At 65.7% G+C, this 25,668-nt stretch carries 28 protein-coding genes; 16 read left to right on the top strand and 12 right to left on the bottom strand.

The window, feature by feature from the left end:
• Positions 1 to 82: 82 nt before the first annotated feature.
• The gene (gene kdgD / locus ACOYR4_RS14820) at positions 83 to 994 is read right to left on the bottom strand and encodes a 5-dehydro-4-deoxyglucarate dehydratase (protein ID WP_422847130.1); all 912 of its coding nucleotides are present in this window, start codon (positions 992 to 994) and stop codon (positions 83 to 85) included.
• A gap of 219 nt (positions 995 to 1,213) precedes the next feature.
• Here kdgD and ACOYR4_RS14825 point away from each other — a divergent pair, with 219 nt between their 5' ends.
• Positions 1,214 to 2,251 (top strand): LacI family DNA-binding transcriptional regulator, encoded by a 1,038-nt coding sequence (locus tag ACOYR4_RS14825; protein WP_422847131.1) that lies wholly within the window; start codon positions 1,214 to 1,216, stop codon positions 2,249 to 2,251.
• Between the two features lie 30 nt (positions 2,252 to 2,281).
• On the opposite strand, the gene ispF is transcribed toward ACOYR4_RS14825, so the two are convergent.
• A complete protein-coding gene (ispF, locus tag ACOYR4_RS14830) occupies positions 2,282 to 2,761 on the bottom strand; it encodes a 2-C-methyl-D-erythritol 2,4-cyclodiphosphate synthase (protein WP_422847132.1) in 480 nt (159 codons plus the stop codon).
• Positions 2,762 to 2,894: 133 nt separating this feature from the next.
• Positions 2,895 to 3,809, bottom strand: coding sequence for an IspD/TarI family cytidylyltransferase (locus tag ACOYR4_RS14835; protein WP_422847133.1), 915 nt, complete (start codon positions 3,807 to 3,809; stop codon positions 2,895 to 2,897).
• A 97-nt stretch (positions 3,810 to 3,906) separates the two neighbouring features.
• On the opposite strand from ACOYR4_RS14835, the gene mfd reads away from it, so the two are divergent.
• The 6 genes from mfd (at position 3,907) to serB (ending at position 10,639) form a co-directional block, all read left to right on the top strand.
• A complete protein-coding gene (gene mfd / locus ACOYR4_RS14840; protein WP_422847134.1) occupies positions 3,907 to 7,371 on the top strand; it encodes a transcription-repair coupling factor in 3,465 nt (1,154 codons plus the stop codon).
• A gap of 343 nt (positions 7,372 to 7,714) precedes the next feature.
• Entirely contained in the window at positions 7,715 to 8,377 is a 663-nt protein-coding gene (locus ACOYR4_RS14845) for a hypothetical protein (RefSeq protein WP_422847135.1), read from the top strand.
• A gap of 97 nt (positions 8,378 to 8,474) precedes the next feature.
• On the top strand, positions 8,475 to 8,729 hold the full coding sequence (locus tag ACOYR4_RS14850; RefSeq protein WP_422847136.1) for a ParD-like family protein: 255 nt from the start codon (positions 8,475 to 8,477) through the stop codon (positions 8,727 to 8,729).
• On the top strand, positions 8,726 to 9,523 hold the full coding sequence (gene map / locus ACOYR4_RS14855) for a type I methionyl aminopeptidase (protein ID WP_422847137.1): 798 nt from the start codon (positions 8,726 to 8,728) through the stop codon (positions 9,521 to 9,523). The genes ACOYR4_RS14850 and map overlap by 4 nt, the downstream gene beginning before the upstream one ends.
• Before the next feature lie 98 nt (positions 9,524 to 9,621).
• A complete protein-coding gene (locus ACOYR4_RS14860) occupies positions 9,622 to 9,810 on the top strand; it encodes a DUF3149 domain-containing protein (protein ID WP_015014751.1) in 189 nt (62 codons plus the stop codon).
• Positions 9,811 to 9,925: 115 nt separating this feature from the next.
• Positions 9,926 to 10,639, top strand: coding sequence for a phosphoserine phosphatase SerB (serB, locus tag ACOYR4_RS14865; RefSeq protein ID WP_422847138.1), 714 nt, complete (start codon positions 9,926 to 9,928; stop codon positions 10,637 to 10,639).
• Between the two features lie 92 nt (positions 10,640 to 10,731).
• Here the strand turns inward: serB and ACOYR4_RS14870 are convergent, their stop codons facing one another.
• A complete protein-coding gene (locus tag ACOYR4_RS14870; protein WP_309824989.1) occupies positions 10,732 to 11,250 on the bottom strand; it encodes an Rrf2 family transcriptional regulator in 519 nt (172 codons plus the stop codon).
• 90 nt (positions 11,251 to 11,340) lie between these two features.
• Between ACOYR4_RS14870 and ytfE the strand changes: the two genes are divergently transcribed.
• Together ytfE and ACOYR4_RS14880 are read left to right on the top strand one after the other, a co-directional pair.
• Positions 11,341 to 12,090, top strand: a complete 750-nt coding sequence (ytfE, locus tag ACOYR4_RS14875; protein ID WP_060985960.1) for an iron-sulfur cluster repair protein YtfE — start codon at positions 11,341 to 11,343, stop codon at positions 12,088 to 12,090.
• A gap of 17 nt (positions 12,091 to 12,107) precedes the next feature.
• Complete coding sequence (locus tag ACOYR4_RS14880) at positions 12,108 to 12,584, top strand: group III truncated hemoglobin (protein WP_422847139.1); 477 nt, start codon at positions 12,108 to 12,110, stop codon at positions 12,582 to 12,584.
• A 44-nt stretch (positions 12,585 to 12,628) separates the two neighbouring features.
• On the opposite strand, the gene ACOYR4_RS14885 is transcribed toward ACOYR4_RS14880, so the two are convergent.
• The gene (locus ACOYR4_RS14885) at positions 12,629 to 12,802 is read right to left on the bottom strand and encodes a LiaI-LiaF-like domain-containing protein (RefSeq protein ID WP_015014756.1); all 174 of its coding nucleotides are present in this window, start codon (positions 12,800 to 12,802) and stop codon (positions 12,629 to 12,631) included.
• A gap of 37 nt (positions 12,803 to 12,839) precedes the next feature.
• Positions 12,840 to 13,733 (bottom strand): LysR family transcriptional regulator, encoded by an 894-nt coding sequence (locus ACOYR4_RS14890; protein ID WP_422847140.1) that lies wholly within the window; start codon positions 13,731 to 13,733, stop codon positions 12,840 to 12,842.
• A gap of 128 nt (positions 13,734 to 13,861) precedes the next feature.
• Here ACOYR4_RS14890 and ACOYR4_RS14895 point away from each other — a divergent pair, with 128 nt between their 5' ends.
• Together ACOYR4_RS14895 and ACOYR4_RS14900 are read left to right on the top strand one after the other, a co-directional pair.
• A complete protein-coding gene (locus tag ACOYR4_RS14895; protein WP_082753352.1) occupies positions 13,862 to 14,443 on the top strand; it encodes a GNAT family N-acetyltransferase in 582 nt (193 codons plus the stop codon).
• Positions 14,418 to 15,542: a branched-chain amino acid ABC transporter permease gene (locus ACOYR4_RS14900; protein WP_422847141.1), complete on the top strand. Its 1,125-nt coding sequence runs from the start codon at positions 14,418 to 14,420 to the stop codon at positions 15,540 to 15,542. Before ACOYR4_RS14895 ends, ACOYR4_RS14900 begins: the two co-directional genes overlap by 26 nt.
• Here ACOYR4_RS14900 and ACOYR4_RS14905 read toward each other — a convergent pair.
• The 3 genes from ACOYR4_RS14905 to ACOYR4_RS14915 are packed head-to-tail and all read right to left on the bottom strand — an operon-like array spanning position 15,497 to position 16,552.
• A complete protein-coding gene (locus ACOYR4_RS14905; RefSeq protein WP_422847142.1) occupies positions 15,497 to 15,709 on the bottom strand; it encodes a DUF3820 family protein in 213 nt (70 codons plus the stop codon). The two genes, ACOYR4_RS14900 and ACOYR4_RS14905, sit on opposite strands and share 46 nt — an antisense overlap.
• A 13-nt stretch (positions 15,710 to 15,722) precedes the next feature.
• Positions 15,723 to 16,085, bottom strand: coding sequence for a translation initiation factor Sui1 (locus ACOYR4_RS14910; protein WP_110961156.1), 363 nt, complete (start codon positions 16,083 to 16,085; stop codon positions 15,723 to 15,725).
• Positions 16,082 to 16,552 (bottom strand): DUF2721 domain-containing protein, encoded by a 471-nt coding sequence (locus ACOYR4_RS14915; RefSeq protein WP_015014759.1) that lies wholly within the window; start codon positions 16,550 to 16,552, stop codon positions 16,082 to 16,084. Before ACOYR4_RS14915 ends, ACOYR4_RS14910 begins: the two co-directional genes overlap by 4 nt.
• Before the next feature lie 228 nt (positions 16,553 to 16,780).
• Between ACOYR4_RS14915 and ACOYR4_RS14920 the strand changes: the two genes are divergently transcribed.
• Positions 16,781 to 18,061, top strand: a complete 1,281-nt coding sequence (locus ACOYR4_RS14920) for a DEAD/DEAH box helicase (protein ID WP_422847143.1) — start codon at positions 16,781 to 16,783, stop codon at positions 18,059 to 18,061.
• 59 nt (positions 18,062 to 18,120) lie between these two features.
• Here ACOYR4_RS14920 and ACOYR4_RS14925 read toward each other — a convergent pair whose 3' ends face one another.
• Positions 18,121 to 18,468: a DUF6172 family protein gene (locus tag ACOYR4_RS14925; protein ID WP_422847144.1), complete on the bottom strand. Its 348-nt coding sequence runs from the start codon at positions 18,466 to 18,468 to the stop codon at positions 18,121 to 18,123.
• Positions 18,469 to 18,558: 90 nt separating this feature from the next.
• Between ACOYR4_RS14925 and ACOYR4_RS14930 the strand changes: the two genes are divergently transcribed.
• Positions 18,559 to 19,821 carry a sensor domain-containing diguanylate cyclase gene (locus ACOYR4_RS14930; RefSeq protein WP_422847145.1) on the top strand — a complete coding sequence of 421 codons (1,263 nt, stop codon included), beginning with the start codon at positions 18,559 to 18,561 and terminating at the stop codon, positions 19,819 to 19,821.
• A gap of 60 nt (positions 19,822 to 19,881) precedes the next feature.
• Here the strand turns inward: ACOYR4_RS14930 and ACOYR4_RS14935 are convergent, their stop codons facing one another.
• Entirely contained in the window at positions 19,882 to 20,085 is a 204-nt protein-coding gene (locus ACOYR4_RS14935) for a hypothetical protein (protein ID WP_043566660.1), read from the bottom strand.
• Positions 20,086 to 20,170: 85 nt separating this feature from the next.
• On the bottom strand, positions 20,171 to 21,820 hold the full coding sequence (locus ACOYR4_RS14940; protein WP_422847146.1) for a methyl-accepting chemotaxis protein: 1,650 nt from the start codon (positions 21,818 to 21,820) through the stop codon (positions 20,171 to 20,173).
• A gap of 360 nt (positions 21,821 to 22,180) precedes the next feature.
• Here ACOYR4_RS14940 and pstS point away from each other — a divergent pair, with 360 nt between their 5' ends.
• From pstS to ACOYR4_RS14955, 3 genes are all read left to right on the top strand, one after another.
• Positions 22,181 to 23,218: a phosphate ABC transporter substrate-binding protein PstS gene (gene pstS / locus ACOYR4_RS14945; protein WP_296336838.1), complete on the top strand. Its 1,038-nt coding sequence runs from the start codon at positions 22,181 to 22,183 to the stop codon at positions 23,216 to 23,218.
• Between the two features lie 102 nt (positions 23,219 to 23,320).
• Complete coding sequence (locus tag ACOYR4_RS14950) at positions 23,321 to 24,883, top strand: CYTH and CHAD domain-containing protein (protein WP_422847147.1); 1,563 nt, start codon at positions 23,321 to 23,323, stop codon at positions 24,881 to 24,883.
• The gene (locus tag ACOYR4_RS14955) at positions 24,871 to 25,539 is read left to right on the top strand and encodes a 3'-5' exonuclease (protein WP_422847148.1); all 669 of its coding nucleotides are present in this window, start codon (positions 24,871 to 24,873) and stop codon (positions 25,537 to 25,539) included. Before ACOYR4_RS14950 ends, ACOYR4_RS14955 begins: the two co-directional genes overlap by 13 nt.
• Positions 25,540 to 25,668: the final 129 nt, after the last annotated feature.

Below are 25,668 nucleotides of genomic sequence, written 5' to 3' on the forward strand. Positions count from 1 at the left end.
GGTGTCTCCGAAAGTAGTGATGGCAGGCCCTCTGCGGAGCCTCGGGGGTGGATGAGAAAAGGAAGGAATCAGTCGGCCGCGTTCACTGCGGCCCGAGCTTGTCAATCAGCGCCTTGAGCTCTTCCATCTCATGGGGCTTGAGGTCCGTCAGCGGCGCCCGCACCGGGCCGCCGTCATGGCCCACGATGCGCGCCCCCGCCTTGATGATCGACACGCCATAGCCCTCCACCCGGTTGCGGATGGCCAGGTACGGCATGAAGAACGACTTGAGCAGCCGGTGCTGCGTGGCTGTGTCATCGCTGGCCACCGCCTTGTAGAACTCCATCGCCGTCTTGGGGATGAAGTTGAACACCGCCGACGAATACACCGGCGTGCCCAGCGCCTTGTAGGCCGCCGCATACACCTCGGCCGTGGGCAGGCCGCCCAGGTACGAGAAACGGTCCCCCAGCTTCATGTAAATGGAAGACATGGTCTCGATATTGCCCACCCCGTCCTTGAACCCCACCAGGTTCGGACAACGCTCGGCCAGGATGGCCAGGGACTCGGCCGTGAGCTTGGTGCGGTCACGGTTGTAGACGATCACACCGAACTTCACGCTCTTGCAGACCTGCTCCACATGGGCGATCAGACCTTCCTGACCCGCCTCGGTCAGGTAATGCGGCAGCAGCAGGATGCCGTGGGCACCCAAACGCTCGGCCTCCTGCGCGTGGGCAATGGCCGTGCGGGTGGGGCCACCGGCGCCGGCAATGATCGGCACCTTGCCCCGGCAGGTCTCTACCGCCGTCTTGATGACCTCGCTGTACTCGGGGCCTGAGAGCGAGAAGTACTCCCCCGTGCCGCCAGCGGCAAACAGAGCACTGGCGCCATAAGGGGCGAGCCACTCCAGGCGCTCGATGTAGGTCTTGGGGCGGAAGTTGCCTTGCTCGTCGAAGTCGGTGATGGGGAACGAGAGCAGGCCGGAGCCCATGATGGTTTTGAGTTCTTGCGGGGTCATGGTGAAAAGCGGGCGGTGGGTAAGAGGTCTTTAAAGGTCGTACAAGTCACAGAATTTCTGCTCTAAAAGGCGAAATTTCTGCGATTTATGCAAATGTTAACGTTAACATCATCAGACGACATAGTGAAAACCCTTGGTTTCCAAATTTCACTGGAGTGCCCTCGCACGGGGTGTGCACGGTGCCAGCCCGAAGTCACGCGCCCTTTAGACTCCACCACCATGCAAGCTCCAGACCCGGCCCGCACTGCCCCACCCTCCGGCCGCGACCGCTCGGCGGTCACGCTGCGCGAGGTGGCCGAACGGGCAGGCGTGTCGATGATTACCGTGTCGCGCGCCATCAACACGCCGCAGCAGGTGTCTGAGCGCACGCGGCAACGGGTTCAGGAAGCCGTTTCCACTTTGGGCTATGTACCCAACCTCGTGGCAGGCGGGTTGCGTTCGGCGCGCAGCCACGTGGTGACGGCACTGGTCCCCACGCTCACGGGGCCTCTGTTTGGTGAAATGGTGCAGGCCCTCACCGATGCGCTGGAACTGCGCGGCTTTCAGGTCATGGTGGGCCAGGTGGGCTATGCACGCTCCCGCGAAGACGCGCTGCTGCGCGCCATCGTGGGCCGGCGGCCCGATGGGATCGTGCTCACGGGGGTCATGCATTCTCCCGAAGGACGGCGCTTGCTGATGGCCTCGGGCATTCCGGTGGTTGAAACCTGGGACTTCACCGACACCCCCATCGACATGCTCGTCGGCCTGCGCCATGAAGCGCTCGGCGCCGCCGTGTGCGAGCACCTGTTCGCCAGGGGACGGCGACGGCTGGCGCTACTGAGCGGTGGTGATGAGCGTGCCGCGCGGCGCGCTCAGGGCTTTGCCGCCGCCGCCGCGCGCCTGGGTCTGCGCCCGCCCGCCGTTCGACTGGGCAAATCGCCCACCACCCACGCAGATGGCCGTGCCGGGCTGGCTGCCCTGTTGGCCGACGTTCCCGATATCGACGCCGTGTTCTGCAGCTCCGACATGCTGGCCCTGGGCGTGCTGACCGAAGCCAGGGCACGCGGCATCGCGGTACCACAGCAACTCGCGGTGGTGGGATTTGGCGACATCGACTTTGCCGAAACGGTCACTCCGGCCCTTTCCACGGTGCGCATTGATGGCACGCGCATGGGGCAGACGGCTGCCGGATGGATTGCCGACCGGGCCGAAGGCAAAGCAGTCGCCCAGCCCGTGGTCGACATCGGCTTTTCCATCGTGGAGCGCGGCAGCAGCTGAGCGCTGCAGGCCCCGTTGCAAAAGGCTGGGTTATGCCCGGTACACCAGCGCGATGGCCCGTGCCTCCATGGCCAAGCCCTGCCCCACCGGGCCCAGGCGCTCGGCCGTCTTGGCCTTCACATTGACCTGGCCCTCGGCCACGCCCACCGCCCTGGCGATCGCGGCCCGCATGCCGGGGATGTGCGCCGCCAGGCGCGGGGCCTGGGCGACGACCGTGCTGTCGATGTTGCCGATCTCAAAGCCCACGGCGCGCACCCGCCGTGCCGCCTCGGCCAGCAGCACGCCCGAGTCGGCGCCGCGGAACGCAGCATCGGTGTCGGGGAAATGGCGGCCAATGTCTCCCAGTGCCGCCGCGCCCAGCAGCGCGTCAGTGATGGCGTGCAGCAATACGTCGGCGTCCGAGTGGCCCAGCAGGCCTGTCGTGTGAGGGATCTCCACCCCACCAATCACCAGGCGGCGGCCGGGCACCAGCGCATGTACGTCCCAGCCTTCTCCAATCCTGAAATTCATCTGCTTGCCTTTGTCTTTGTGAATGTTTGAGTGTTGGTTCGCCGGTGCCGTCCATCAGACTCCCTGGCCGCGCAATGTTGACAGCAGACCTTGGCAGCAGACCGGTGATGCCAGCAGCCCTTGTGCGATGGGCTTAAAAAAGATTCTTCTTGCCGGGGGCCGTGTTCACCTGCCCCCGCTCGCCCCCAAAACGCTCCAGCGTGGTGCTGTGCGCCCGCTGGGCCAGCACAGCAGCCGCCAGCGCGAAATCATCCGGGTAAGTGACCTTGAAATTCTGTGCCCCGCCGGGCACCAGCCGGGGGTGAAAGCCCATGGCCTCCATGGCGCTGGCTTCATCGGTCACGTTGGAGCCCACCTTGTCAATCGCCTCCATCAGCGGGCCGATGCGGAACATCTGGGGCGTCTGCGCCAGCCACTTGTCGCTGCGGTCCACAGTAGAAGCCACGCGCACGCCGCCCGGGCCGTCGATGGAAGTCTTGAGCGTGTCGGCCAGCTTGTGCGCCAGCAGCCCGCCCACACTGTCGCCCGCGCACTGGTCGATGAGCGCATCGATCTGCTCTGAGGTCACCAGGCAGCGCGCAGCGTCATGCACCAGGACCCAGTCGCCAGGCTGCGCACCGCGCTCCAGCAACGCCTTGAGACCACCCAGCACCGTGTCGGCACGCGTGGGGCCACCACACTCGACCACAAAAAATGCGGGGTGGGCATGGGCATCCAGAAAGCGATCTCCCGGTGCCACAGCCACCAGCGTGCCCAGCAGGCGCCCGACACCGGCAAAGGCGGCCAGTGTGTGCAGCACCATAGGGTGGCCTGCCACCAGGTGGTATTGCTTGGGCAGCGGGCCCGCCACTGCAGGAGCGCGGGCAGACAGCGCTGCGGCAGGCGAGAACGCCGCCACGGTCGATGCCTGCACGGGCTGTGCTGGAGGGGGGCTGCCTGCGCCTGCCGGCACAGCCCGTGACCCCACCCCTGCGCAGGGCACCAGCGCCCAAAAACGCCCTTGGGCCGACAAGGGGGTGAGCGAAGGGTGCAGCAGGGGAGCAGTCATGGAGCGCTCATTCTAAAATCTCCCGTTGCCCCCGATCCAACCCGTGCGTGTTTCGCGCCCCTGGGGATGCGGCGGGCCCACTGACGACACCGTCCGCATGGAACTCCCCAAACTCTCCCCCGGAAAACGCTTTGCCCTGCCCCGCCCCGTGGGCAGCGCCGACTCCCTGCTGCTGGCCCGCCTGGCCGAGCGCGACAAGGCTGCCGGCCGCACCACCGCCATCGTCACGGCCGACGCCACCGACGCGCAGCGGCTCATCGACGAGATGGCCTTTTTTGCGCCCGGCCTGCGCTGCGCGCTGTTCCCTGACTGGGAAACGCTGCCCTACGACACGTTCAGCCCGCACCAGGACCTGATTAGCGAGCGGCTGGCCACGCTGTGGCGCATCTCGCAGGGTGAGGCCGACGTGGTGCTGGTGCCTGCCACCACCGCGCTGTACCGCCTCGCACCGCCCTCCTTCCTGGCGGGCTATACCTTCCACTTCAAGGTCAAACAAAAGCTCGACGAGGCCAAGTTCAAGGCCCAGCTCACGCTGGCCGGTTACTCGCATGTATCTCAGGTCGTGAGCCCTGGCGAATACGCCGTGCGCGGCGGGCTGATCGACTTGTTCCCCATGGGCTCGCTCGTGCCCTTCCGCGTGGATCTGTTCGACGACGAGATCGACAGCATCCGCACCTTCGACCCCGACAGCCAGCGCAGCCTGTACCCCGTGCCCGAGGTGCGCCTGCTCCCCGGCCGCGAGTTCCCCATGGACGACGACGCGCGCGCCAAGTTCAGGAGCCGCTGGCGCGAGATGCTGGAGGGTGACCCTACCAAGAGCCGCATTTACAAAGACATGGGCGCAGGCGTGGCCACGGCGGGCATCGAGTACTACCTGCCACTGTTCTTCGATGAAACCGCCACGGTGTTCGACTATCTGGGAGACGAAGCTACGGTGGTGCTGCACGGTGACCTGGAGCCCGCATTCCAACGCTTCTGGCAAGACACCAAAGACCGCTTCCGCCTGGTGCAGGGTGACCCCGAACGCCCGGCGCTGCCGCCCGAGGCACTGTTCCTGTCGGCCGACCAGTTCTACACGCGCGCCAAGGAGCATGCCCAGCTGGCCATCCGCCCCGGCGTGGAGGACGTGGAGGACAACCCGCACTTTCAGAAACTGGGCGACCTGTCAGTGGTGCGCGGGGCCGAAGACCCACTGGCGCGCCTGCACGCCCATATCCGCAACACACAGCACCGCGTGCTGCTGCTGGCTGAGAGCGATGGGCGGCGCGAGAGCCTGCTCGACTTTCTGCGCGCCAGCGGGGTGAACCCTCCGGCTTTCGACTCGCTGGCCGAGTTCCAGGGCACCGCCGACGAGAAGGTGGGCATTGCCACCGCCGGCCTTACCGTGGGCTTCAGCTGGATCGAAGACGGTATCGACTTCGTCACCGAGACCGAGCTGTTTGCCGCAGGCCCCACCACGCGCCGCCGCAAGAAGCAGGAGCAGGTGAGCGATGTCGAGGCGCTGATCAAGGACCTGGCCGAGCTGACCCTGGGCGACCCCGTGGTGCACAGCCAGCACGGCATTGGCCGCTACCGGGGCCTGATCAACATGGACGTGGGCAACAAGAACCCCGACGGCACGCCCGCCATGCAGGAGTTCTTGCACCTCGAATACGCCGACAAGGCCGTGCTGTATGTGCCGGTGAGCCAGCTGCAGCTCATCAGCCGATACACCGGTGTGAGCGCCGACGAGGCGCCGCTGCACAAGCTGGGCAGCGGCCAGTGGGAAAAAGCCAAGCGCAAGGCCGCCGAGCAGGTGCGCGACAGTGCAGCCGAGCTGCTCAACATCTACGCCCGCCGCGCCGCGCGCGAGGGCCATGCCTTCCGCTACAGCCCGCAGGACTACGAGCAGTTCGCCAACGACTTCGGCTTCGAGGAAACGGCCGACCAGAACGCCGCCATCCACGCCGTCATCCAGGACATGATCTCGCCGCGCCCCATGGACCGGCTGGTCTGCGGCGACGTGGGCTTTGGCAAGACCGAGGTCGCCCTGCGCGCGGCTTTCGTGGCAGTCACGGGCGGCAAGCAGGTGGCCTTCCTTGCGCCCACCACGCTGCTGGCCGAGCAGCACTACCAGACGCTGGTGGACCGTTTCAGCAAGTGGCCGGTGAAGGTGGCCGAGGTGTCGCGCTTTCGTTCGGGCAAGGAGATCACGGCGGCCATCAAGGGCATCGGCGACGGTACGGTGGACATCGTGGTCGGCACGCACAAGCTGCTGTCCGAATCCACCAAGTTCCACAACCTGGGCCTCTTGATCATCGACGAGGAGCACCGCTTTGGCGTGCGCCACAAGGAGCAGATGAAGGCCCTGCGCGCCGAGGTGGATGTACTCACCCTCACGGCCACGCCCATCCCACGCACGCTGGGCATGGCGCTCGAAGGCCTGCGCGACCTGTCGGTCATCGCCACCGCGCCGCAGCGGCGCCTGGCCATCAAGACCTTCGTGCGCACCGAGGGCACCGGCGTGATCCGCGAGGCGGTGCTGCGCGAGCTGAAGCGCGGCGGGCAGTGCTACTTCCTGCACAACGAGGTGGAGACGATCGAGAACCGCCGCCAGAAGCTCGAAGAGATCCTGCCCGAGGCGCGCATCGCCGTGGCCCATGGCCAGATGCCCGAGCGCGAGCTGGAGAAGGTGATGCGGGACTTCGTGGCGCAGCGTTACAACATCCTGCTGTGCTCGACCATCATCGAGACCGGCATCGACGTGCCCACGGCCAACACCATCATCATGAGCCGCGCCGACAAGTTCGGCCTGGCGCAATTGCACCAGCTGCGCGGCCGCGTGGGCCGCAGCCACCACCAGGCCTATGCCTACCTGATGGTGCCCGACGTGGAGGGCCTGACCAAGCAGGCCGCCCAGCGGCTGGACGCGATCCAGCAGATGGAAGAACTCGGTTCGGGCTTCTACCTTGCCATGCACGACCTGGAGATCCGCGGCGCGGGCGAGGTGCTGGGCGAGAACCAGAGCGGCAACATGCTGGAGGTGGGCTTCCAGCTCTACAACGAGATGCTGAGCGAAGCCGTGCGATCGCTGAAGGCGGGCAAGGAGCCCGACCTGCTGGCGCCCCTCTCGGTCACCACCGACATCAACCTGCACGCGCCCGCGCTGCTGCCCAATGACTACTGCGGCGACGTGCACCTGCGCCTGTCGTTCTACAAGAAGCTGGCCACCGCCAAGACCAACGACCAGATCGACGGCTTGCTCGAAGAGATCGTGGACCGCTTTGGCAAGCTGCCGCCGCAGGCGCAAACGCTGATCGATGTGCACCGCCTGCGCGTGCTGAGCCAGCCCTATGGCGTGGTGAAGGTGGATGCCGCGCCGGGCGTCATCAACATCACCTTCAAGCCCCAGCCGCCGATCGACCCGATGCGCATCATCGAGCTGATCCAGAAGAACAAGCACATCAAGCTGGCGGGCAACGAGAAGCTGCGCGTCGAGCGCGAGCTCAAGGAGCCCAAGGACCGCGCGCAGATGGTGCGGGACATTCTGCGCAGCCTGGGGCAACCCGTGGTGGCTGCATAGCGTTACAAGAGCCTGTTTACGATCTCGCAGGGGATCGCGTTGGCGCGCAATCGGGATGAGTGGAGGCTTCGGATGCGCAGCATGGGCCCACGCCCGTGCAAGCAGCTGGGGCGTCCAATCACCCGATTTCGCTCCAACCCTTCGGGCAGTGGCCTTTGCGGGCGGTCTGCGGCGTTGCGGCGCTTGTGGATAGCTGGGCTATCCACTGCGCACCGCGCCTTGCATCCCACCCCGCAAAGACCGCTGCGCGCCCCCTGGGAGATCGTAAACAGGCTCAAAAAGCCAAAGAGGCTGCAAGCGCTAGTAGATAATGCGCCGACAGCTATCAAAAGAGAAGCAAACAATGTGGCTGGAGTCTCTTCTCGCGCTGGTGACGCTGACGGCCGCCCTGGCCACGCGGCCCTGGCGACTGCTGGCCAGCCGCAAGCCGCTGGTGCATGAGTCCCACGGTGCGGCGTCCCCGCTGTGGACGCCGTTGCTGGCCACGCTGGTGTTTCTGCCCTGGCTGTGGGCCCTGCCCACCCTGCACGCCATGCCGCTGCAACTGCAGTGGTCGGGCGCGTGCCTGGTGGTGCTGATACTGGGCTGGCCGCTGGCCATCCCCGTGCTGCTGGCGGTGGGCGCGATTGCGGGCCTGCTTTCACCCGCCCTGGACTGGGCCGACGCGCTGGGCGCCGCCATCTGGCTGGGTGTGGTGCCCGCCACGCTAGCGCTGGCGCTGGGCGCACTGCTGCGGCGCTGGGTGGGCACCCAGCCATTTGTGTACGTGCTGGGCCGGGCTTTTCTGGGCACCGTGGCCTGCGTGTTCGCCGCCGGTGTGCTCTCGCAATGGACCGGGCACCTGTTTCCGGGTGTGGGCAACGAGCTGTCGCTGGTGGCCCGCTGGCTCATGGCCTGGGGCGACGGGTTTGTGACGGGCATGCTCGCGGCCATCTTTGTGGCCTTCAAGCCCGAGTGGCTGGCCACCTGGTCGGACCAGCTCTATCTGAAGCGGCCGCCGCAGTAGCGCTGGCGGGCATCAGCGCAGTGTTGCCAACGCGCACCACAGGGACTGCAGACACGCAGCAATACGAAACATATATGTTTCGCATATAATTCGCTGCATGGGTATTGTCAAAATTTCAGACCAAATGCACGAGAACCTGCGCGTTGCCAGCAACGCCCTGTCTCGCTCCATCAACGCACAGGCAGAACATTGGATGCGCATCGGCATGCTGGCCGAGCTGCATCCCAACCTCGACCACAGCGACATCTGCCAGTTGCTGATCCGCGCCGAGCAGGCCGGAGGCTTCGACCTGGAAACGGTGGCGGCCTCCGTGGCCGCCAAGCCGGGCCACAGCGGGCGGCGTGTTCAATGAAGTCGTCCCGCGTCACCCTGCGCTCCCCCGCCGAAATCGCCCAGGCGCGTGAGGCCGGCCACCTGGCCGCCCGCGTGCTGCACATGATCACGCCACACGTGCAGCCCGGCGTCAGCACCGAGGCGCTGGACCGGCTCTGCCACGACTACATCGTGAACGAACTGCAGGTCACCCCCGCCAACGTGGGCTACCTGGGGTATCCCAAAACGGTGTGCACCTCGGTCAACCACGTGATCTGCCACGGCATTCCGTCGCCCGGCCAAGTGCTCAAGGCAGGGGACATCATCAACATCGACGTGGCCATCATCAAGGATGGCTGGTTTGGTGACACCAGCCGCATGTACTTTGTGGGCGAGCCCAGCCCGCTGGCGCGCCGCCTGGTGGACACCACCTACGAGGCCATGTGCGCGGGCATTGCCCAGGTACGCCCCGGCGCCACGCTGGGCGATGTGGGCCATGCCATACAGACCGTGGCCCACCGCGAGCGGTTCAGCGTGGTGCGCGAATACTGCGGCCACGGCATCGGGCAGATCTACCACGACGAGCCCCAGGTGCTGCACTACGGGCAGCGCGGCCAGGGCCTGCGGCTGGAGGAAGGCATGGTCTTCACCATCGAGCCCATGATCAACGCCGGCAAGCGCGACACGCAGGAGCTGGCCGACGGCTGGACCGTGGTCACCCGCGACCGCTCGCTGTCCGCCCAGTGGGAACACATGGTGGCCGTGACGGCCGACGGGTTCGAGGTGCTCACGCCCTGGCCCGAAGGCACTGGCCGCTATCCCGCCTTGGTTTGACTTGCATCTTGCCCACACGCCGCAGTCTTTGACACAGCACAAGCAGCCGCCGCAGGGACCATCCGATAGTGGGGAACACCACCACAAGGAGGGTCTCCATGAAGCTGCTGAACGATCTGTTTTCTACCGACTACGGCCTGATGAGCATCATCGGCATCGGGTTCATGATCTGCATGGCTGCATTTTTTGTGCGCATGTTCCTGGTCAAGATGAACGAGCCGCCCCAGCCCAATCCGGCCGCCAAGGCGCTGAAAGGCGGCAGCCAGAACCTGCCGCATCCGCGCTGAGGTAAGGGATCTGACGAGAACCTGCGCGCGAAGCACGGCGGGCAAGGCGGGAGCAGAAGCCCGCCAGGGATACCATTGCGGGTTCTTACCCCGCATTTGTTCCCCTTTTTCTGCCATGACCCACGCAACCGAATTCGCCCCTGGCCTCGTCATCCAGGGCATCGAGCCTCCGCTGTCCCTGTCCGCCTACAAGCTCATCGCTTTTGACATGGACTCCACCCTCATCAACATCGAGTGCGTGGACGAAATCGCCGATGCCGCCGGCCGCAAGACCGAGGTGGCCGCGATCACCGAGGCAGCCATGCAGGGCGTGATCGCCGACTACAAGGAGAGCCTGCGCCAGCGTGTGGCGCTGCTCAAGGGCGTGACGGTGCAGCACATGGAGCAGGTGTTCACCGAGCGCCTGCGCTTCAATCCCGGCGCCAAAGAGCTGATCACCGCCGCCAAGGCAGCAGGCCTGACCACGTTGCTGGTCTCGGGCGGCTTCACCTTCTTTGCCGACCGCGTGAAGGCCGGGCTGGGCATCGACTTTGCGCGCTCCAACATGCTGGAAGTGCAAGACGGCCAGCTGACGGGCCGCATGGTGGACCAGGCCTGGGGCGACATCTGCGATGGCGCAGAAAAGCGCCGCACGCTGCTGGAAGTGGCCTCGCTGATGGGCATCTCGCCGCAGCAGGCGATTGCCGTGGGCGATGGCGCCAACGACCTGCCCATGATGGACGTTGCCGGCCTGTCGGTGGCCTACCACGCCAAGCCCGCCGTGCGCGCCCAGGCCAAGGTGGCCATCAACCAGGGCGGGCTGGACCGCCTGCTCGAAGTGCTGCGCTGAGCAGCGTGGCGCCTCAATACTTACAGGGCGCAACGGGACACTATTAATTTGATAGCTATCCAGGCATGTAGCACTAGCGCATCACGCCGTTCTTATTCAAAACCAGGTGCATCGGGCAATCCGGGCACCAACACGGCCTTGCGGCGGGCACTGCCTGCACGCGGGGCCGCCACCGTGGCCTGCAGCGCCACGCCCTGGGGCGACGTGGGCGCCACAAGATCCGCCAGCGTCACGCCATCCAGCACCGCCAGATAGGCCTGCATGGCCTGGCCCAGCACCCCTTTCAGCCGACAGTGGCTGCTCAGGCGGCACTGGTTGGAGGCGGGGTCAAAACACTCCACCAGGTTGAAGTCCGTCTCGGTGGCACGCACCACTGCGCCAATGTGGATGGACGAGGCCGGCACCATCAGCCGCATGCCACCGCCACGCCCGCGCGTGGTCTCCAGCAGGCCTTGGGCCGACAGCTGCTGCACGATCTTCATCAGGTGGCTGCGCGAGATGCCGTAGCCCTCGGCCACCTCCGTGATGGTGACGGGCTGCGCCCGCCCCTCGGTGGCAGCGCAGTACATCAGCACGCGCAGCGTGTAGTCGGTCCATTGGGTCAGTCGCATGGGTTTGCCGCAGATCAATCAAAAAGATGCATACAGCCTGAATTTTATTCGTTAAAATATTCACACGATATGAATCTTTAAAGGACCACCATGAACGCCCGCATCGACACCCTGCACGCCACAGCCCCCACCACCCCGCTACCACTGAGCGCCGAGCAGCAGATCGGCCAGATCGCCGTGCAGTTGCCGGGCGCCACGGCGGTGTTTCGGCGCCTCAAGCTGGACTTTTGCTGTGGTGGCCAGGTGAGTCTGGCCAAGGCGGCTGCCGACAAGGGGCTGGACGCCGACGCCGTGCTGGCCGAACTGGCGGCCCTGCAGCGCAGCGACGCCGTGCCCGAGGCAGCGTCGCCCAGCGCGCTCATCGACCACATCCTGGCGCGCTACCACGAGGTGCACCGCCAGCAATTGCCTGAGCTGATCCGCATGGCCCGCCGCGTGGAAGCCGTGCACCGCGACCACCCGCAGGTACCGGCCGGCCTGGCCGACCACCTGGAGGCCATGCACGAAGAGCTGCTGTCGCACATGCTCAAGGAAGAACAGGTGCTGTTCCCGATGCTCAAGAACGGCGGCAACCCCTTTGTGGGCCAGCCCATCGGCATGATGCGCGCCGAACACGTGGACCATGGCGAAGCGCTGGACAAGCTCAACGCGCTGACGAATGACGCCACGCCCCCCCAAGGCGCATGCAACACCTGGCGCGCGCTCTACGCAGGCATTGCCCAGCTGGGCGACGACCTCATCAACCACATCCACCTGGAGAACAACGTGCTGTTTCCGCGGTTCGAAGCCAGCGCTGCTCCCGCCCAGGCTTGTGCCACGTCAGCTTGCGGTTGCCAGTGAGCGGGCACACTGCCGCCATGACCGACGAAGCCAACCGCACACAGCCCGCCAGCCAGCTCGCCCCCAGCGCGGAGAGCATCACGCAGCTGGTGCACGGCTTTTATGGGGATGTGCGGCACGACCCGCTGTTGGGCCCGGTGTTTGAAAAGGCCCTGCACGGCCAGTGGGACGCCCACCTGCAGCGGCTGGTGGACTTCTGGAGCACCGTCGTGCTGGGCACCCGCAGCTTCAAGGGCGATGTCTTCGGCAAACACATGGCGCTGGAGGGCGTCACCCCTGCCCACTTTGCGGCCTGGGTGGGGCTGTGGCAACAGCACACCAGCCGCCTGTTTGCACCCGAGGTGGCGCGCGACCTCCAGGTAGCGGCCCATGGCATTGCACGCAACCTGTTCCGGGGCTACTTTGGCAACGACCCTGGTTTTGTGCAGCCCCGCGAGGAGCATGGCGGGCACGGCGCCCACCCCCACGGCGCCGAAGGGGCCCAGCTGGGCTGAGGACTGACACCTCGCGCGCCAGTAGGGCCCGCGCTCTCCCCGGCTTATTTGCTCTTGTTGCCCGGCGTGAAGAACAGCGCTACGCCCACCGCAATCAGCGCCACCGGCCACCACACGCGCAGCAGCTCGCGCAGGCTGATGCTGATCAGTCCCAGGTTGGTCAGCAGAAAAAACACGCCCAGAACGACCAGAACGATCGCAGCAATATTGCCCTTCATGTGCATTCCCTCGGTGTGGTTGTTGGTATGGCCGCGATTATGGCGGGCTGGACAACTGCGCGCCCAGATGATCCACCCACACGCGCACCTTGGGCGACAGATGGCGACTGGAGGGCCACAGCGCCCGGAACTGGCGGGCCGGGCCCAGGTGCGGCTCCAGCACGCTCACCAGCCGCCCTTCTGCCAGGGCATCGCGCACCAGAAAGTCGGGCATGCAGGCAATACCGATCCCCCGCAGGGTAGCCCCCAGAACGGCTTCGATGTTGTTGCAGGCCAGCACCGTGCGAAGGCGTGGCTCGTCACCGGCCAGGTCCTCACGCCACGGCCAGTCAAGCAGCTTGCCGGAATCCGGGTGGCGAAAGCGCACGCACGCATGCTGCGCCAGATCACGCAGTTCAGCCGGAGTGCCATGGCGCTCCAGGTAGCTGGGCGCAGCACACAGCAGCAGCCGAAAGGTGTGCAAGGGCCGCGACACCAGGCGTGAATCGCGCAGCTCGCCACCGCGAATCGCCACGTCAATGCCTTCGTCGATCAGGTCGATCGCACGGTCGCTGAACGTGATGTCCAGCTCCACCTCGGGGTAGCGCGACAAAAACTCCGGCACCAACGGGATCAGGAAGTGATAGCCCACGATGGGCGCACTCACCCGCAACTTTCCCCGTGGAGTCTCCCGCGAGAGCGACAACATGGCCTGCGCGTCATCCAGGTCGTCCAGCACGCGTCGGCAGCGCTCATGGAACAGGCGCCCCTCTGCCGTGAGCTGGATGCGCCGGGTGCTGCGCTGCAATAGGCGCACGCCCACCTCCTGCTCCAGCCGCGCCACGCCCTTGCCCACGGCGGACGCCGATATCTCCAGCGCCCGTCCGGCGGCCACAAAGCTGCCCAGCTCTGCCGTTTTCACGAAGGCCAACATGCCACTGAGCTTGTCCATCTGCGTTCTTTTCTCCGGTTGTGAGTACGGCCAATTCAATCCTTTCATTCCGCAATAAAAGGAATGAAAGCCACTTTTTGGCTGATTCGATCCAGTCTAACCTTCTTGTACTTCCACACATCCACGCCATGCCGAACCCGTCATTCCTTCGCGCCGACTCCGCCAGTGCCTGCGAAACCCGAAAGTCGCTGATGGGTTTGCAGGCTGAATATCTGCGCTGGGTGCATGGCGAAATAGCCCGGTGCTTTCCGGCCCTATCCCCGCGTGCCGGCTTGTCGCTGCCCTTGGAGGACCTGCCCGGATTGAAGGCGTCCCAGACCGACAACCTGCCAAACAGCGTGTACTACCTGATCACGGTGGATGGCGAAGCCGCAGGCATGTGTGGCCTGCGGCCCTTGGGCGCAGGCACCGTTGAAGTCAAGCGCCTGTACGTGCGCCCCGCCTACCGGGGGCTGCATCTCGGCTCTTCGGCACTGCGCAAGCTGTACGCAGATGCCTGTCAGGCGGGCTACACCCGCATGTGCCTGGACACCGCCCTTTTCATGCAGGCAGCACATCGCCTGTACGAAGCCCACGGCTACGCCGACTGCGCGGCCTACGAAGGCACCGAGGTGCCGCTGGCACTGCACAGCCACTGGCGCTTCATGCAGCGGCCCGTCCAACGCCCCAGCCACGGCACCACCCATGAGCACGATCTTCGAACGGCGTAGCACGCAAGCAGGCCTGGTCCTCGCAGTGCTCCTGCTGCCCTTGGTACTGCAACCCTTCGGCCACCACTGGGTGCGCGTTGCTGACGTCAGCCTGCTGTACGTGATGCTGGCACTGGGCCTGAACGTGGTGGTGGGTTATGCGGGCCTGCTGGACCTGGGGTATGTGGCCTTCTACGCACTGGGGGCCTACCTGTTTGCCCTGCTGACCTCACCCCACCTGACCGACCACTTTGCATGGATCGCTGCGCTGTTCCCTGAGGGGTTGCACGCCCCCTGGTGGGTGACCATCCCGCTGGGCGCGGCATGCGCAGCCCTCCTCGGCATGCTGCTGGGAGCCCCTACCCTCAAGCTGCGGGGGGACTACCTGGCTGTGGTCACCCTGGGCTTTGGCGAAATCGTGCGTCTGCTGGTCATCAACATGAGCCACCCCGTCAATATCACCCAGGGCGCCCAGGGTCTGGGCTTGATTGACCCGGTGCACATTCTGGGGGTGGACCTGGGCCGCCCCCTGGTGGTGGCGGGCCACGAAGTGGCGTCGGTCACGTTGTACTACTACCTGTTCCTGGCGCTCGTGACGTTCACCATCGTTGTCTGCCAGCGCCTTCAGCACTCCCGCATCGGCCGCGCATGGATGGCCATCCGCGACGACGAAACCGCAGCGCGGTCCATGGGCATCAATACCCGCAACCTCAAGCTGCTGGCCTTCGGCGTGGGCGCCAGCTTTGGCGGAGTGACTGGCGCCATGTTTGCGGCTTTTCAGGGCTTTGTGTCCCCCGAGGCCTTCAGCCTGCAGGAGTCCGTGCTCATCGTCGCGATGGTGGTGTTTGGCGGCATGGGGCATATCCCCGGGGTGATCCTGGGAGCCGTGCTGCTCGCAGCGCTGCCAGAGCTGCTGCGCTATGTGGTGGGCCCCCTGCAGACTGCAACACACGGGCTGCTGGATGCGGGTGTGATGCGCCCGCTGCTGATTGCCTTGGCCATGATCATCACCATGCTGTGGCGCTCCAGCGGCCTGTGGCCGGCGCCGGATGCGGCGCAGGCACAGGGGAAAAATCAACGCCCGCGCAAGGGCCGCAGCAGGTCTGACAGCCCGTTGTGATCGATCTCGTGCATCAGTGCCAGCAACTGGCCCAGCTCGCCCTTGGGAAACCCTTCGCGCGCAAACCAGTTGAGGTAATTGCCCGGCAGGTCGGCCAGCAGGGTGCCTTTGTGCTTGCCGTACGGCATCGCGGTGGTGACCAGGCGCTGCAGTTTCTCTGCGTCCATTGCCCTGCCCCGCTCAGCCGCCCGCGCGCTTGACCTTGTGGCCCAGCTTCTGCAGCGCGGCCATCACACGCTCCACATGGTCGCCCTGCACCTCGATCACGCCGTCCTTCACCGTGCCGCCGCTGCCACACGCGGTCTTGAGCTGCTTGCCCAGCTGCTCCAGCGTGGCCTCGTCCACCAACACGCCCTTGACCAAGGTGACCGCCTTGCCGCCGCGCCCTTTGGTCTCGCGCGATACGCGCACGATGCCGTCGCCCGTGGGCAGCGGTTTGTTCTGCTTACACACGCACTGCGCCACCGGCTGCCGGCAGGCGGGGCACATGCGGCCCGACTCGGTGGAATACACCAGGCCGCCCAGATCAGCAAAAGACTTCATGGCTTCTTCCCCTCCACCTCTTGCTGCAGCATGTGAAAGTCGAGCAGGCGCGTGGCCAGCAGCGTCTCGGTCAGAAAACACACCAGCGCCAGCAAAAAGCAGGCAACGCCCGCCAGAAACCCGCCCACCGCGAGGCGGCTGGACTGGAAGTCCGTGGTTTCGCCCAGGAACAGCAGGATGATGGTCGTGCCGATCAGGAAGGCACAGAACGTCAGCAGCGCAATGCAGCCGTTGGCCAGCCGCCCGCGCAAGCGCAAGTCGCCCAGCTCTTTGTAGGCACGGGCCAGGAATTCTGGTTCGGTGTTGACGCGCGCGCGGTCTTCCACCACACGCGCCCGGTCGATGATGCGGGCCAGTCGGCCGGCCACCGCACCGATCATGCCGGACACCGCAGTGAGCAAGAACACGGGCGCCACCGCCAGCTGGATGCCGTGGGTGATGGCAGAGGTATCTAGGGGCAAAGCCATGGGGTTCGGGTCCGGGAAAACTGTCAACGAAAAACGAGGCGGCCCGATTATCGGTTGCCCAACGCAGAGAAAGGGCACTCGCATTCCCTGCAACCCGGAAGGTGCAACGCATGCATTGCAAGCTCGTAGGTAGGGCGCATCGGGCAACTGCGGCGACAATGCGGGCCATCACTGCTTTGTCTGCGCTGCGTTGCGTGCCCCCTTTTAACGCCTCTCCAGCGCCTTTCCATGCCTTTTGCTTCCCTCGGTCTCTCCCCCGCCCTTGTCCACGCTGCCACCCAGGCGGGCTTTGTGGCGCCCACGCCCATTCAGGCGGGCGCCATTCCGGCCATCCTGCAAGGGGTAGACCTGCTGGGTGCGGCGCAGACGGGGTCGGGCAAAACGGCGGCCTTCGCACTGCCCTTGCTGCAGCAGCTGCAGCTCAGCGCCACCGGCGGGCCGCGCCGGGTGCGTGCCCTGGTGCTGGTACCGACGCGTGAACTGGCCGCGCAGGTGGGCGAAGTGCTGCGCAGCCTGGCGCAGCACCTGCAGCAACCACTCAAGATCGCCATCGTGTTTGGCGGCGTATCCATCAACCCGCAGATGCTGGGCCTGCGCGGCGGTGCCGACATTGTGGTGGCCACGCCGGGGCGCCTGCTGGACCTGGTGGACCACAACGCGTTGCGCCTGTCGGCCGTGGCGCACTTGGTGCTGGACGAAGCCGACCGGCTGCTGGACCTGGGCTTTGCCGAGGAACTGCAGCGCGTGCTGGCGCTGTTGCCTGCCCGGCGGCAGAACCTGTTCTTCTCGGCCACCTTTCCCGCTGCCGTGCAGGCGCTGGCCGATGGCCTTCTTCAGAACCCCGTGCGGGTAGAGGTGCCTCACACCCTGGGCAACGAGCCTGCCATCGAACAACGCGCCATTGCGGTGGATGGGAGCCGCCGCACCCAGCTGCTGCGCCATCTGGTCAAGGAGCACAACTGGTCGCGCGTGCTGGTGTTTGTGGCCACGCAGTACGCTGCCGAGCATGTGGCGGAAAAACTGTACAAGGCGGGCATCTACGCCACGCCGTTCCACGGCGGGCTGAGCCAGGGCGCGCGCAACCAGGTGCTGCAGGAGTTCAAGGACGAGCGCTGGCAGGTGGTGGTCACCACCGACCTGGCCGCGCGCGGCATCGATATTGCACAGCTGCCCGCCGTGGTGAACTACGACCTGCCCCGTTCTGCAGTGGACTACGTCCACCGCATCGGCCGCACCGGCCGGGCGGGCGAAAGCGGCATGGCTGTGAGCTTTGTGACGGCCGATGCCGAGGCGCATTTCCGGCTGATCGAAAAGCGCCAGCACCTCACCATTCCGCGTGAGCAGATCACAGGCTTTGAGCCGACCGAAACGCCCCAGCTCGCACCCCCCGCAGATCCTCAAGGCACCGGTGGCATCAAGGGCAAACGCCCCAGCAAAAAGGACAAGCTGCGCGCAGCCGCCGCAGCGCAAGCCGCCCAAGCCCCTGCCGGCCAGAAAAAAGGCCCCTGAAGGGGCCTGCAGTGTCGGGATACAGAGTGGGCACGGGTGGTACACACCCAGGCCCGGGTTTACACGCCGTCTTCTTCGTTCCCGCCCAAGTCATCGGCCCCGCCCTGCGGCGCCTGGCCGGCAGGCCGGAGTGTGCGCTTACCAGGCTTGGCCAGAATTTCCACATAGAACTGGGCGCCACCCTCGGCCGCCACGCCGTTGATCAAGCCGGTCAAGGCCGACAGATGCGCCACAGCAGCGTCTTCTTTGGTGCGGCCAAACCGACAGTCAAAGTCCCAGAAGTCGGCACCTTCGGGCAGGTCGCGGCGCCGTTCGCGCTTGATGTATTTGCGGATTTCGTGCTTGACGGCATCGAGAACGCGGTCGCGGTTCTTGCCTTCAACGTGGAGTTGGAAAGTTTTTCTCATGGGCGATAGTACCGCCTGCGACAGATGATCTTTGATGGCGCCTCTTCCCGGTGCCACAATGGTGCATTACTTTTGGTTACCCACCAGCCCATGAACCACGACCTGCGCCTGCTGCACCTGTTGCCAGCGGCTGTGCTTGTCACACAAGAGGGTGCCATCCGCTTTGCCAACGCCGCCAGCATGGAGCTGCTGGAGGCGCCCAGCATCGACAGCCTGATCGGGCGGCTGTCCGGCGATTTTGTGCATCCGTTGGATCAGGTGCGCTCCACCAACCGCATCCAGCAGGTGGCCGTGCCCGAGCAGGCCGGGCGGCCCAACAAGTCGTCCGAGTTTCGCATCCGCACCGAGCGGGGCAACCTGCGCATGGTGCTGATCAGCAGCGTGGCCATTGAATGGGACGGTACGCCCGCCGTGCTCATGTGCGGCATGGACATGACGCACCAGAGCGAGATCGAGGCCCAGCTGCGCGAGAGCGAGCAGAACTTCCGGCGCCTGTTCGACAACATGCAGGACGTGTACTACCGCACCGACGCGCAGGGCATCGTGCAGCATGTGGGCCCTGGCGTGCGCCGCGTGCTCGGCTACGAACCGCATGAAATCGAAGGCCGCACCGCCGAGTCGTACTACCCCCAGAGCAAGGACCGCGACGCGTTCAAGGCCGCAATCATGGAGCACGGCGAGGTGTCGGACTTTCCGGGCCAGATGGTGCGGCGCGATGGCACGGTGATCGACATCTCCATCAGCAGCCACGCGCTGTACGACCACGCCGGCAATTTTGCGGGGGTCGAGGGCATTTACCGCGACGTGACGCAGCGCAAGAACCTGGAGCGCGAACTGCAGCGCCTGGCCACCACCGACATGCTGACGGGCATTGCCAACCGCCGCGCGTTTCTGGAGTGTGCCGAGTCGGCCTACGCCCATTCACGGAGCAACGGCGAGCCCCTGACGTTGCTGATGCTGGACCTGGACCACTTCAAGACCATCAACGACCGTTTTGGTCACCTGGAGGGCGACCGTGCGCTGATGGCGTTTGCGCAGGCCATCAAGGGCCAGTTGCGCGCCAGCGATGCCGTGGGCCGGCTGGGCGGCGAAGAGTTTGGCGTGCTGCTGCCGGTGACTACATTGGCTGAGGGCCTGGAGGTTGCCACGCGCATGCTGCACAGCATTCGCGCGCTCGAGCTGACGGACGATGCAGGCCACAGCTACCGCGTGACCACCAGCCTGGGTGTGAGCACCTTCCGCCAGAGCGACCGCAGCCTGCGTGACATGCTCGACCGCGCCGACCAGGCGCTGTACCTGGCCAAGCACCGGGGACGCAACCAGGTGGCTTCGCTCGAAACATTGGGCGAGTGAGCGCGTCTGTCGCCTTGAGCGGCGACGGATCAGGGCGGCGCCGAATCCCGAGGCCAGTATTCAAAGGCGCATGCGTTCCTGCTGCAGGTTCCACAGGCAGGCGGCAATGCGCAGCAGCATCTCCATCACCTGCTCCGAGCCGCTGCAGGACAACTCCAGATCATCAATGATCATCGCCAGCTGCGAAATGGCGTCTTCGGGCGCGGTCGCGCCACCGCTGCGCGCCACCTCGGCAATCGCGATCAATACATCGGTGCGGTTCATGGCGCGGCGCCTGGCGAAATGGGTGGCAATGTCTCGGTCATTGACGGCACAGCCATGCGATCACCGAAGTCTCGCCGCCGCCAGGCTAGCGGGCCGAAATGGCCAGTTGCGCCCGGTTGCCGCCTCGGCCCTCCAAGGCCGCCGCAGCAGGAATGCCCGAGGCCGCGAGCAGGGGCGCATCCCCGGTCGACAGGGGCCTATCGGGCGCCAGACGGAACTGGTGAATCACCTCCAGCAGGCGCTTGACCTGGTTCTTCATGCCGGTCGAGGCAGACGAGTTGTCGTCCACCAGTGCCGCGTTCTGTTGCGTGGCCGCGTCCAGCTGGCGCACGGCCTCGCCGATCTGGGCAATGCCGCGGGCCTGCTCTTGCCCCGCCTCTTTGATGGCGGTGATGAGCGAGACCACCTGGTTCACATGGTGCACGGTGTTGGCCACACGCTCGCCCGCCTGCCCCACCAGGGTAGACCCGCGTTCCACGCCCTGAACGCTGGCCGAGATCAGGCCGCGAATCTCCCGGGCCGCCATGCTGCTGCGTTGCGACAGGCCCCGCACCTCGCCCGCCACCACGGCAAAGCCCCGGCCCTGCTCACCGGCGCGCGCCGCCTCCACCGCTGCATTCAACGCCAGCAGGTTGGTCTGGAAAGCGATGTCGTCGATCACCTTGATGATGTCCGTGATCTTCTGCGACTGGGTCTTGATCTCCTGCATGGTGGCGATCACGTCGCGCATCACGCTACCGCCTTCGTTGGCCACGCTGCTCGCCTCTTGCGCCAGCGCAGTGGCACGCTGGGCGTTGTCGGTGTTGTGCTGCACCGTGATGGTCAGCTGCTCCATCGACGCGGCCGTCTCCTGCAGGTTAGAGGCCTGCACCTCGGTGCGGCGTGCCAGATCTTCGGTGCCGCCCGCCATCACTACGGCCTCGTGCGCGACGGTCTCGGTGCTGGCGCGCACCTCCGTGATCACGCGCACCAGCTGGTGGTTCATCTCGCGCAGGGCCCCCAGCAGCTCGGCGGTTTCGTCATTGCCGCGCACCTCAATCTGTGCCGTCAGGTCGCCCCCGGCCACGGTACGTGCCAGCACCACGGCCTGGCGCAGCGGGCGCGAGATGGACCGGGTGATGACCCAGGCCATCGCTGCCCCTGCCAGCAGTGCCAGGGCCGTGGCGGCCAGCATCCACCAGTGGATGGTGTCGCTCATGGCGCGGGCCCCGGCAAACTCTGCTGCGGCCACGTTGATCTGCAGGGCCACCAGGCGCTCGATGGCGTCCTGCACCTTGAGCGCGTTGGGGCGGATCTGGGTGATGTACAGCTCCGAACCGTCATCGTACTTGCCGGCCACCAGCGCGGCCGACGCCGGGATCAGGCCCTTGTCCAGATAGGTGGCATTGGCATCGGCAAAGGCCTGCGCCAGGGCCTGTTCCTCCGCCCCCAGCGGTTTGGCGGCGTAGTCCTTCCACAGGGTCTGGATGCGCTCGACATTGGCGGTCAGGGCCGCGTGGCTGGCCTCCAGGTTGCTGGTGCCGGGGTCCATCAGCATGTCCATCACCAGCACACGGTTGCGCTGCGTCAGGTGGCTGATCTCGGCAAGCACGCCCATCGGCACGGTGCGGTCGCCGTACAGGGCTGCGCTGCGCTCGGTCAACCGCTTGGCCCCGCTGATGCCACCCGCCGCCAGGGCCGAGATCAGCAACAACAGCACGGCAAACGCCAGCGCCAGCCGGGTACCAATTTTCATTTTTTGAAGCATCTGAATCTTTCGTGAAGGTCCGCCGAGGCGTCGCCGCCTTGTGGGAAAGAACGCGTGTGGCCCGCTGGAGAATGCCCACCCGTTGCCTACAGCGAATTCCCGGGGGGAATGCGAAAGATACTAATTGTTTCAAATGACAAATTAATGACGGAGCGAGAAACCTTGACCGTTCAGGCCAATGCTTCAAATCGCTGTCATTTTGCTAGGATCGGCACCGCAAGCGGCTTACCCGCTCCATGAAAGTGCGCCGACTTTCATTGCACCGGAAATAGTGCGTGGCATATCGTTATTCACAAAAACCATTACATAAAACACATGAAATATATTTACTTTCTTCTGCTGGCAACCATGGCCCTTGTGCAGGCGGGGCTGGCCAGCGCGCAGACCGTGACGGGCGCGGGCTCGTCGGCGGCGGCCCCCATCTACCGCAGCTGGGCCAAGGCCTATGCCAAGGCCACCGGCAGTGCGGTGGACTACGACCCGGTAGGGTCCAGCGCGGGCATGAAAAAGATCCAGCAACAAGCCGTCGGCTTTGGTGCGACCGACGTTTACCCCGCCGAGAAGGACCTGCTGGAGCATGGCCTGCTGGCGCTGCCCGTGGCCATCACCGGCATCAGCCCCATCGTCAACCTGCCCAAGGTGCCCAACGCCCAGCTGCGCCTGACGGGCGAGGTGCTCAGCCGCATCTTCATGGGCGAAATCACCCGCTGGAATGCGGCCGAAATCGCCGCGCTAAACCCCGATCTGCCCCTGCCCGACCTGCCGATCAAGGTGGTGGTGCGCGCCGATGGCTCGGGCACCACCTATAACTTTGCGGACTACCTGGGCAAGGTGAGCCCGCAATGGAAAAAAACTTACGGTGCCAAAACCAGCATTGCCTGGCCTGCAGGGGTGCTGGCCTTCAAAGGCAGTGACGGAGTGGCCAAGGGCGTGCGCGACACGGTGGGCGCCATCGGGTATGTGGACCACGGCTATGTGGCCGAATACGGCCTGACCACCGTGCAGATGAAAAATGCCGACGGCATATACGTCAAACCCTCCATCGACGCTTTCAAGGCAGCACTGGCCAACAGCGATTGGTCGGCCACCGGGGTTTTCAACAGCACCTTGACGCAGCGGCCCGGCAAATCGGTGTGGCCCATCACCATGGGCACGTTTGTGGTGTTCCCCAAGATCACGCAGAACCCCGACCAGACGGCCCAGGCCCTGCGGTTCATTCTGTGGTCGTTCCTCAATGGTGACACCTTGGTGCAAGAGAATAATTTTGTGCGCCTGCCCGACCGGGTTCAGGCTTCGGCATTCAAAATTATTACCTCCATCCGAGATAATCAAGGAAAACCGTTGGGCATGAGCTTGATATCGTCTTTCAATCGCTCATCGCAATAAATCCGCTTTCACGTGAACCATTGATTATTCACAGATAACCAGCGCACCATCTTGATCCGGCATCGCCCTGTGAAGGGAATATCACAGGATAATGCTGCCACCATGGAAATCGAATTCAAGTTCTGCATCCCGCTCGACCGCCTGGCCGCTGTGCAAGCGGCCCTGCGCCGGGGCCGGTGTACCGCCATCCGCATGGAGGCCCGCTACTTCGACACACCCGACGGTGCACTGGCGTCACGCGGCATTGCGTTTCGCCTGCGGCGTGAGGGCGACCAGTGGGTGCAAACCGTCAAGGCGCTGGGCGATGGCCCGCTGGACCGGCAGGAGCACAACGTCGCACGCGGCCCCGCCACCGAAGGCACCGCGCCCGAGCCCCAACCTCAATTGCACAGTGGCACCGTGGCGGGCGCGCGGCTGCAGCAGGCGCTGCAAGCCGCAGGCAGCCCCCTCGTCGAGACCTATGGCACCGAGATGGACCGGCTGACCCGCGACATCACCCGCCAAGGAACCGTGGTCGAGCTGGCGCTGGACACCGGCCGGGTGGTGGCCCACCGGGGCGCAGCGCGGCAGGCCGAAGCCCCCATTTGCGAGCTGGAGCTGGAACTCAAGGCCGGGCCCGTGACGGGCCTTGCAGCGCTCGCCGCGCAGTGGGCCACGCGGCATGGGCTGTATCTGAGCACCGTGTCCAAGGCCGAACGGGGCGAGCGCCTGCTGGCCGCACCCGATAGCAGTTCGCCCCGCAAGGCCCGGTCCCCTTCCCCCCTGTACCAGCAACTGCCCGCCGGGCTGGCCCTGCAGCGCGCCGTGGTGGCGCAGTGCCTGCAGCAGATCCTGGGCCCTGCCAGCGACCTGGCTGAAGGGTCCAACGACGAGGAGCAACTGCACCAGCTGCGCATCGGCATCCGCCGCCTGCGCACCGCCCTGCGCGAGCTGGCACCGCTGGCCCCGGGCCACCTGGACCCCGCCTGGGAGCCGCCCCTGGTTCATGTGTTCCAGCAGCTCGGCCACCTGCGGGACCGCAGCCAGGTGATGCAACGCATCGGTGCCGAACTGCTCGATGCCGGAGCGCCGCCCCTGTCCCCCCGCCCGAACGACGCCGCCGGGCTGGGGGCCCAGGCTGCACAACACATCGTGCGCGATGCGGCCTTTCAGGAAACGCTGGTGCATCTGATGGCCTTTACCACCCCAGGGCTGGATGCCACGGGCAATGCCCCAGAAGGCCTGGACGCCCGTGCCACGCGCCGCCTACTGCAGCAGCGCCTGCGCGCACTGCACGCCCAGGTGCAAAAAGGCGCACGGGGTTTTGCCACGCGCACGCCCCAGGCGCAGCACCGGCTGCGCAAACGGCTCAAACGCCTGCGCTACCTCACCGAGTTTGTGGCGCCCGCACTGGATGCGCACAGCACCCGGTTTCTGGACAGCCTGCAGCCGGCGCTGTCGGCCCTGGGCCGCCTGAACGACGAGCGGGTGGCCGCCGCGCTGTACCGCGAGCTGGCAGAGTCGGGCGAGCCGAACGCCTGGTTTGGCGCAGGCTGGCTGGCAGGGCGGCAGGCCCAGTCGGTGGCTGCCTGCGTGCAGGCCCTGGCGCAGATGGCAGAGGCGCCCCGCCTGCGCAAAACCGGCAAGCGCCGAAAGGCCAACTGCACGGCACAATGGCCCGCATGACGGACTCTCCTCCTTCGCGGCGCCAGCCGCCCTCCACGCCCCGCCACCCCTCTGCGCGCATCGCCCAGCGCCCCACACCCGACAAAGACCAGATCGCGCTGCTGGAGCCCTTTGAACGCCTGGGCCTGGACCGCATCGCCCTCGTCTCCACCCCTGCCCAGGCCGACCAGGCTTGCGATGCGCTGGCCAGCGCGAGCGCCTGGGGTTTTGACACCGAATCCAAACCCACCTTTGTACAGGGCGAGGCGTCGGACGGCCCGCACATCGTGCAACTGGCCACGCTGGAGCGGGCCTGGGTGTTCCAGCTGCACGACCCCGGCTGCCGCGCGCGCGTGGCCGAGCTGCTGGCGCTGCGCGGCGTGACCAAGGCCGGCTTTGGGCTGGGCGACGACACAAAGCGCATCCAGCACAAGCTGGGCGTGCAGCCGGCCGATGTGCTGGAACTGAACACCGTGTTCCGCCAACGCGGCTACCGCAAGGACATGGGCGTGAAAGGGGCCGTGGCTGTGCTGTTCAACCGGCGTTTCATCAAGTCCAAAAAGGCCGCCACCTCCAACTGGGCCAACGCCCGGCTGAGCGAGGCCCAGCTGGTCTACGCCGCCAACGACGCGTGGGCGGCGCTGCGGGTATTCAACGCCTTGCATCTGACCGCCTGAGGGGCTGCGCACGCACAGCGGCGGTGGCCCGGCACGGCCGTCTGTGCATTGCGTTCACTATCAAAACAATAGCTTCTCAGGCATGATTCACTAGCGCTACCGGCCAAAACGACCTCAACAACGCGCCTG

The sequence above is a fragment of the Acidovorax sp. M14 genome, from assembly GCF_049331375.1.
In the GTDB taxonomy this organism is placed as follows: Bacteria; Pseudomonadota; Gammaproteobacteria; order Burkholderiales; family Burkholderiaceae_C; genus Acidovorax.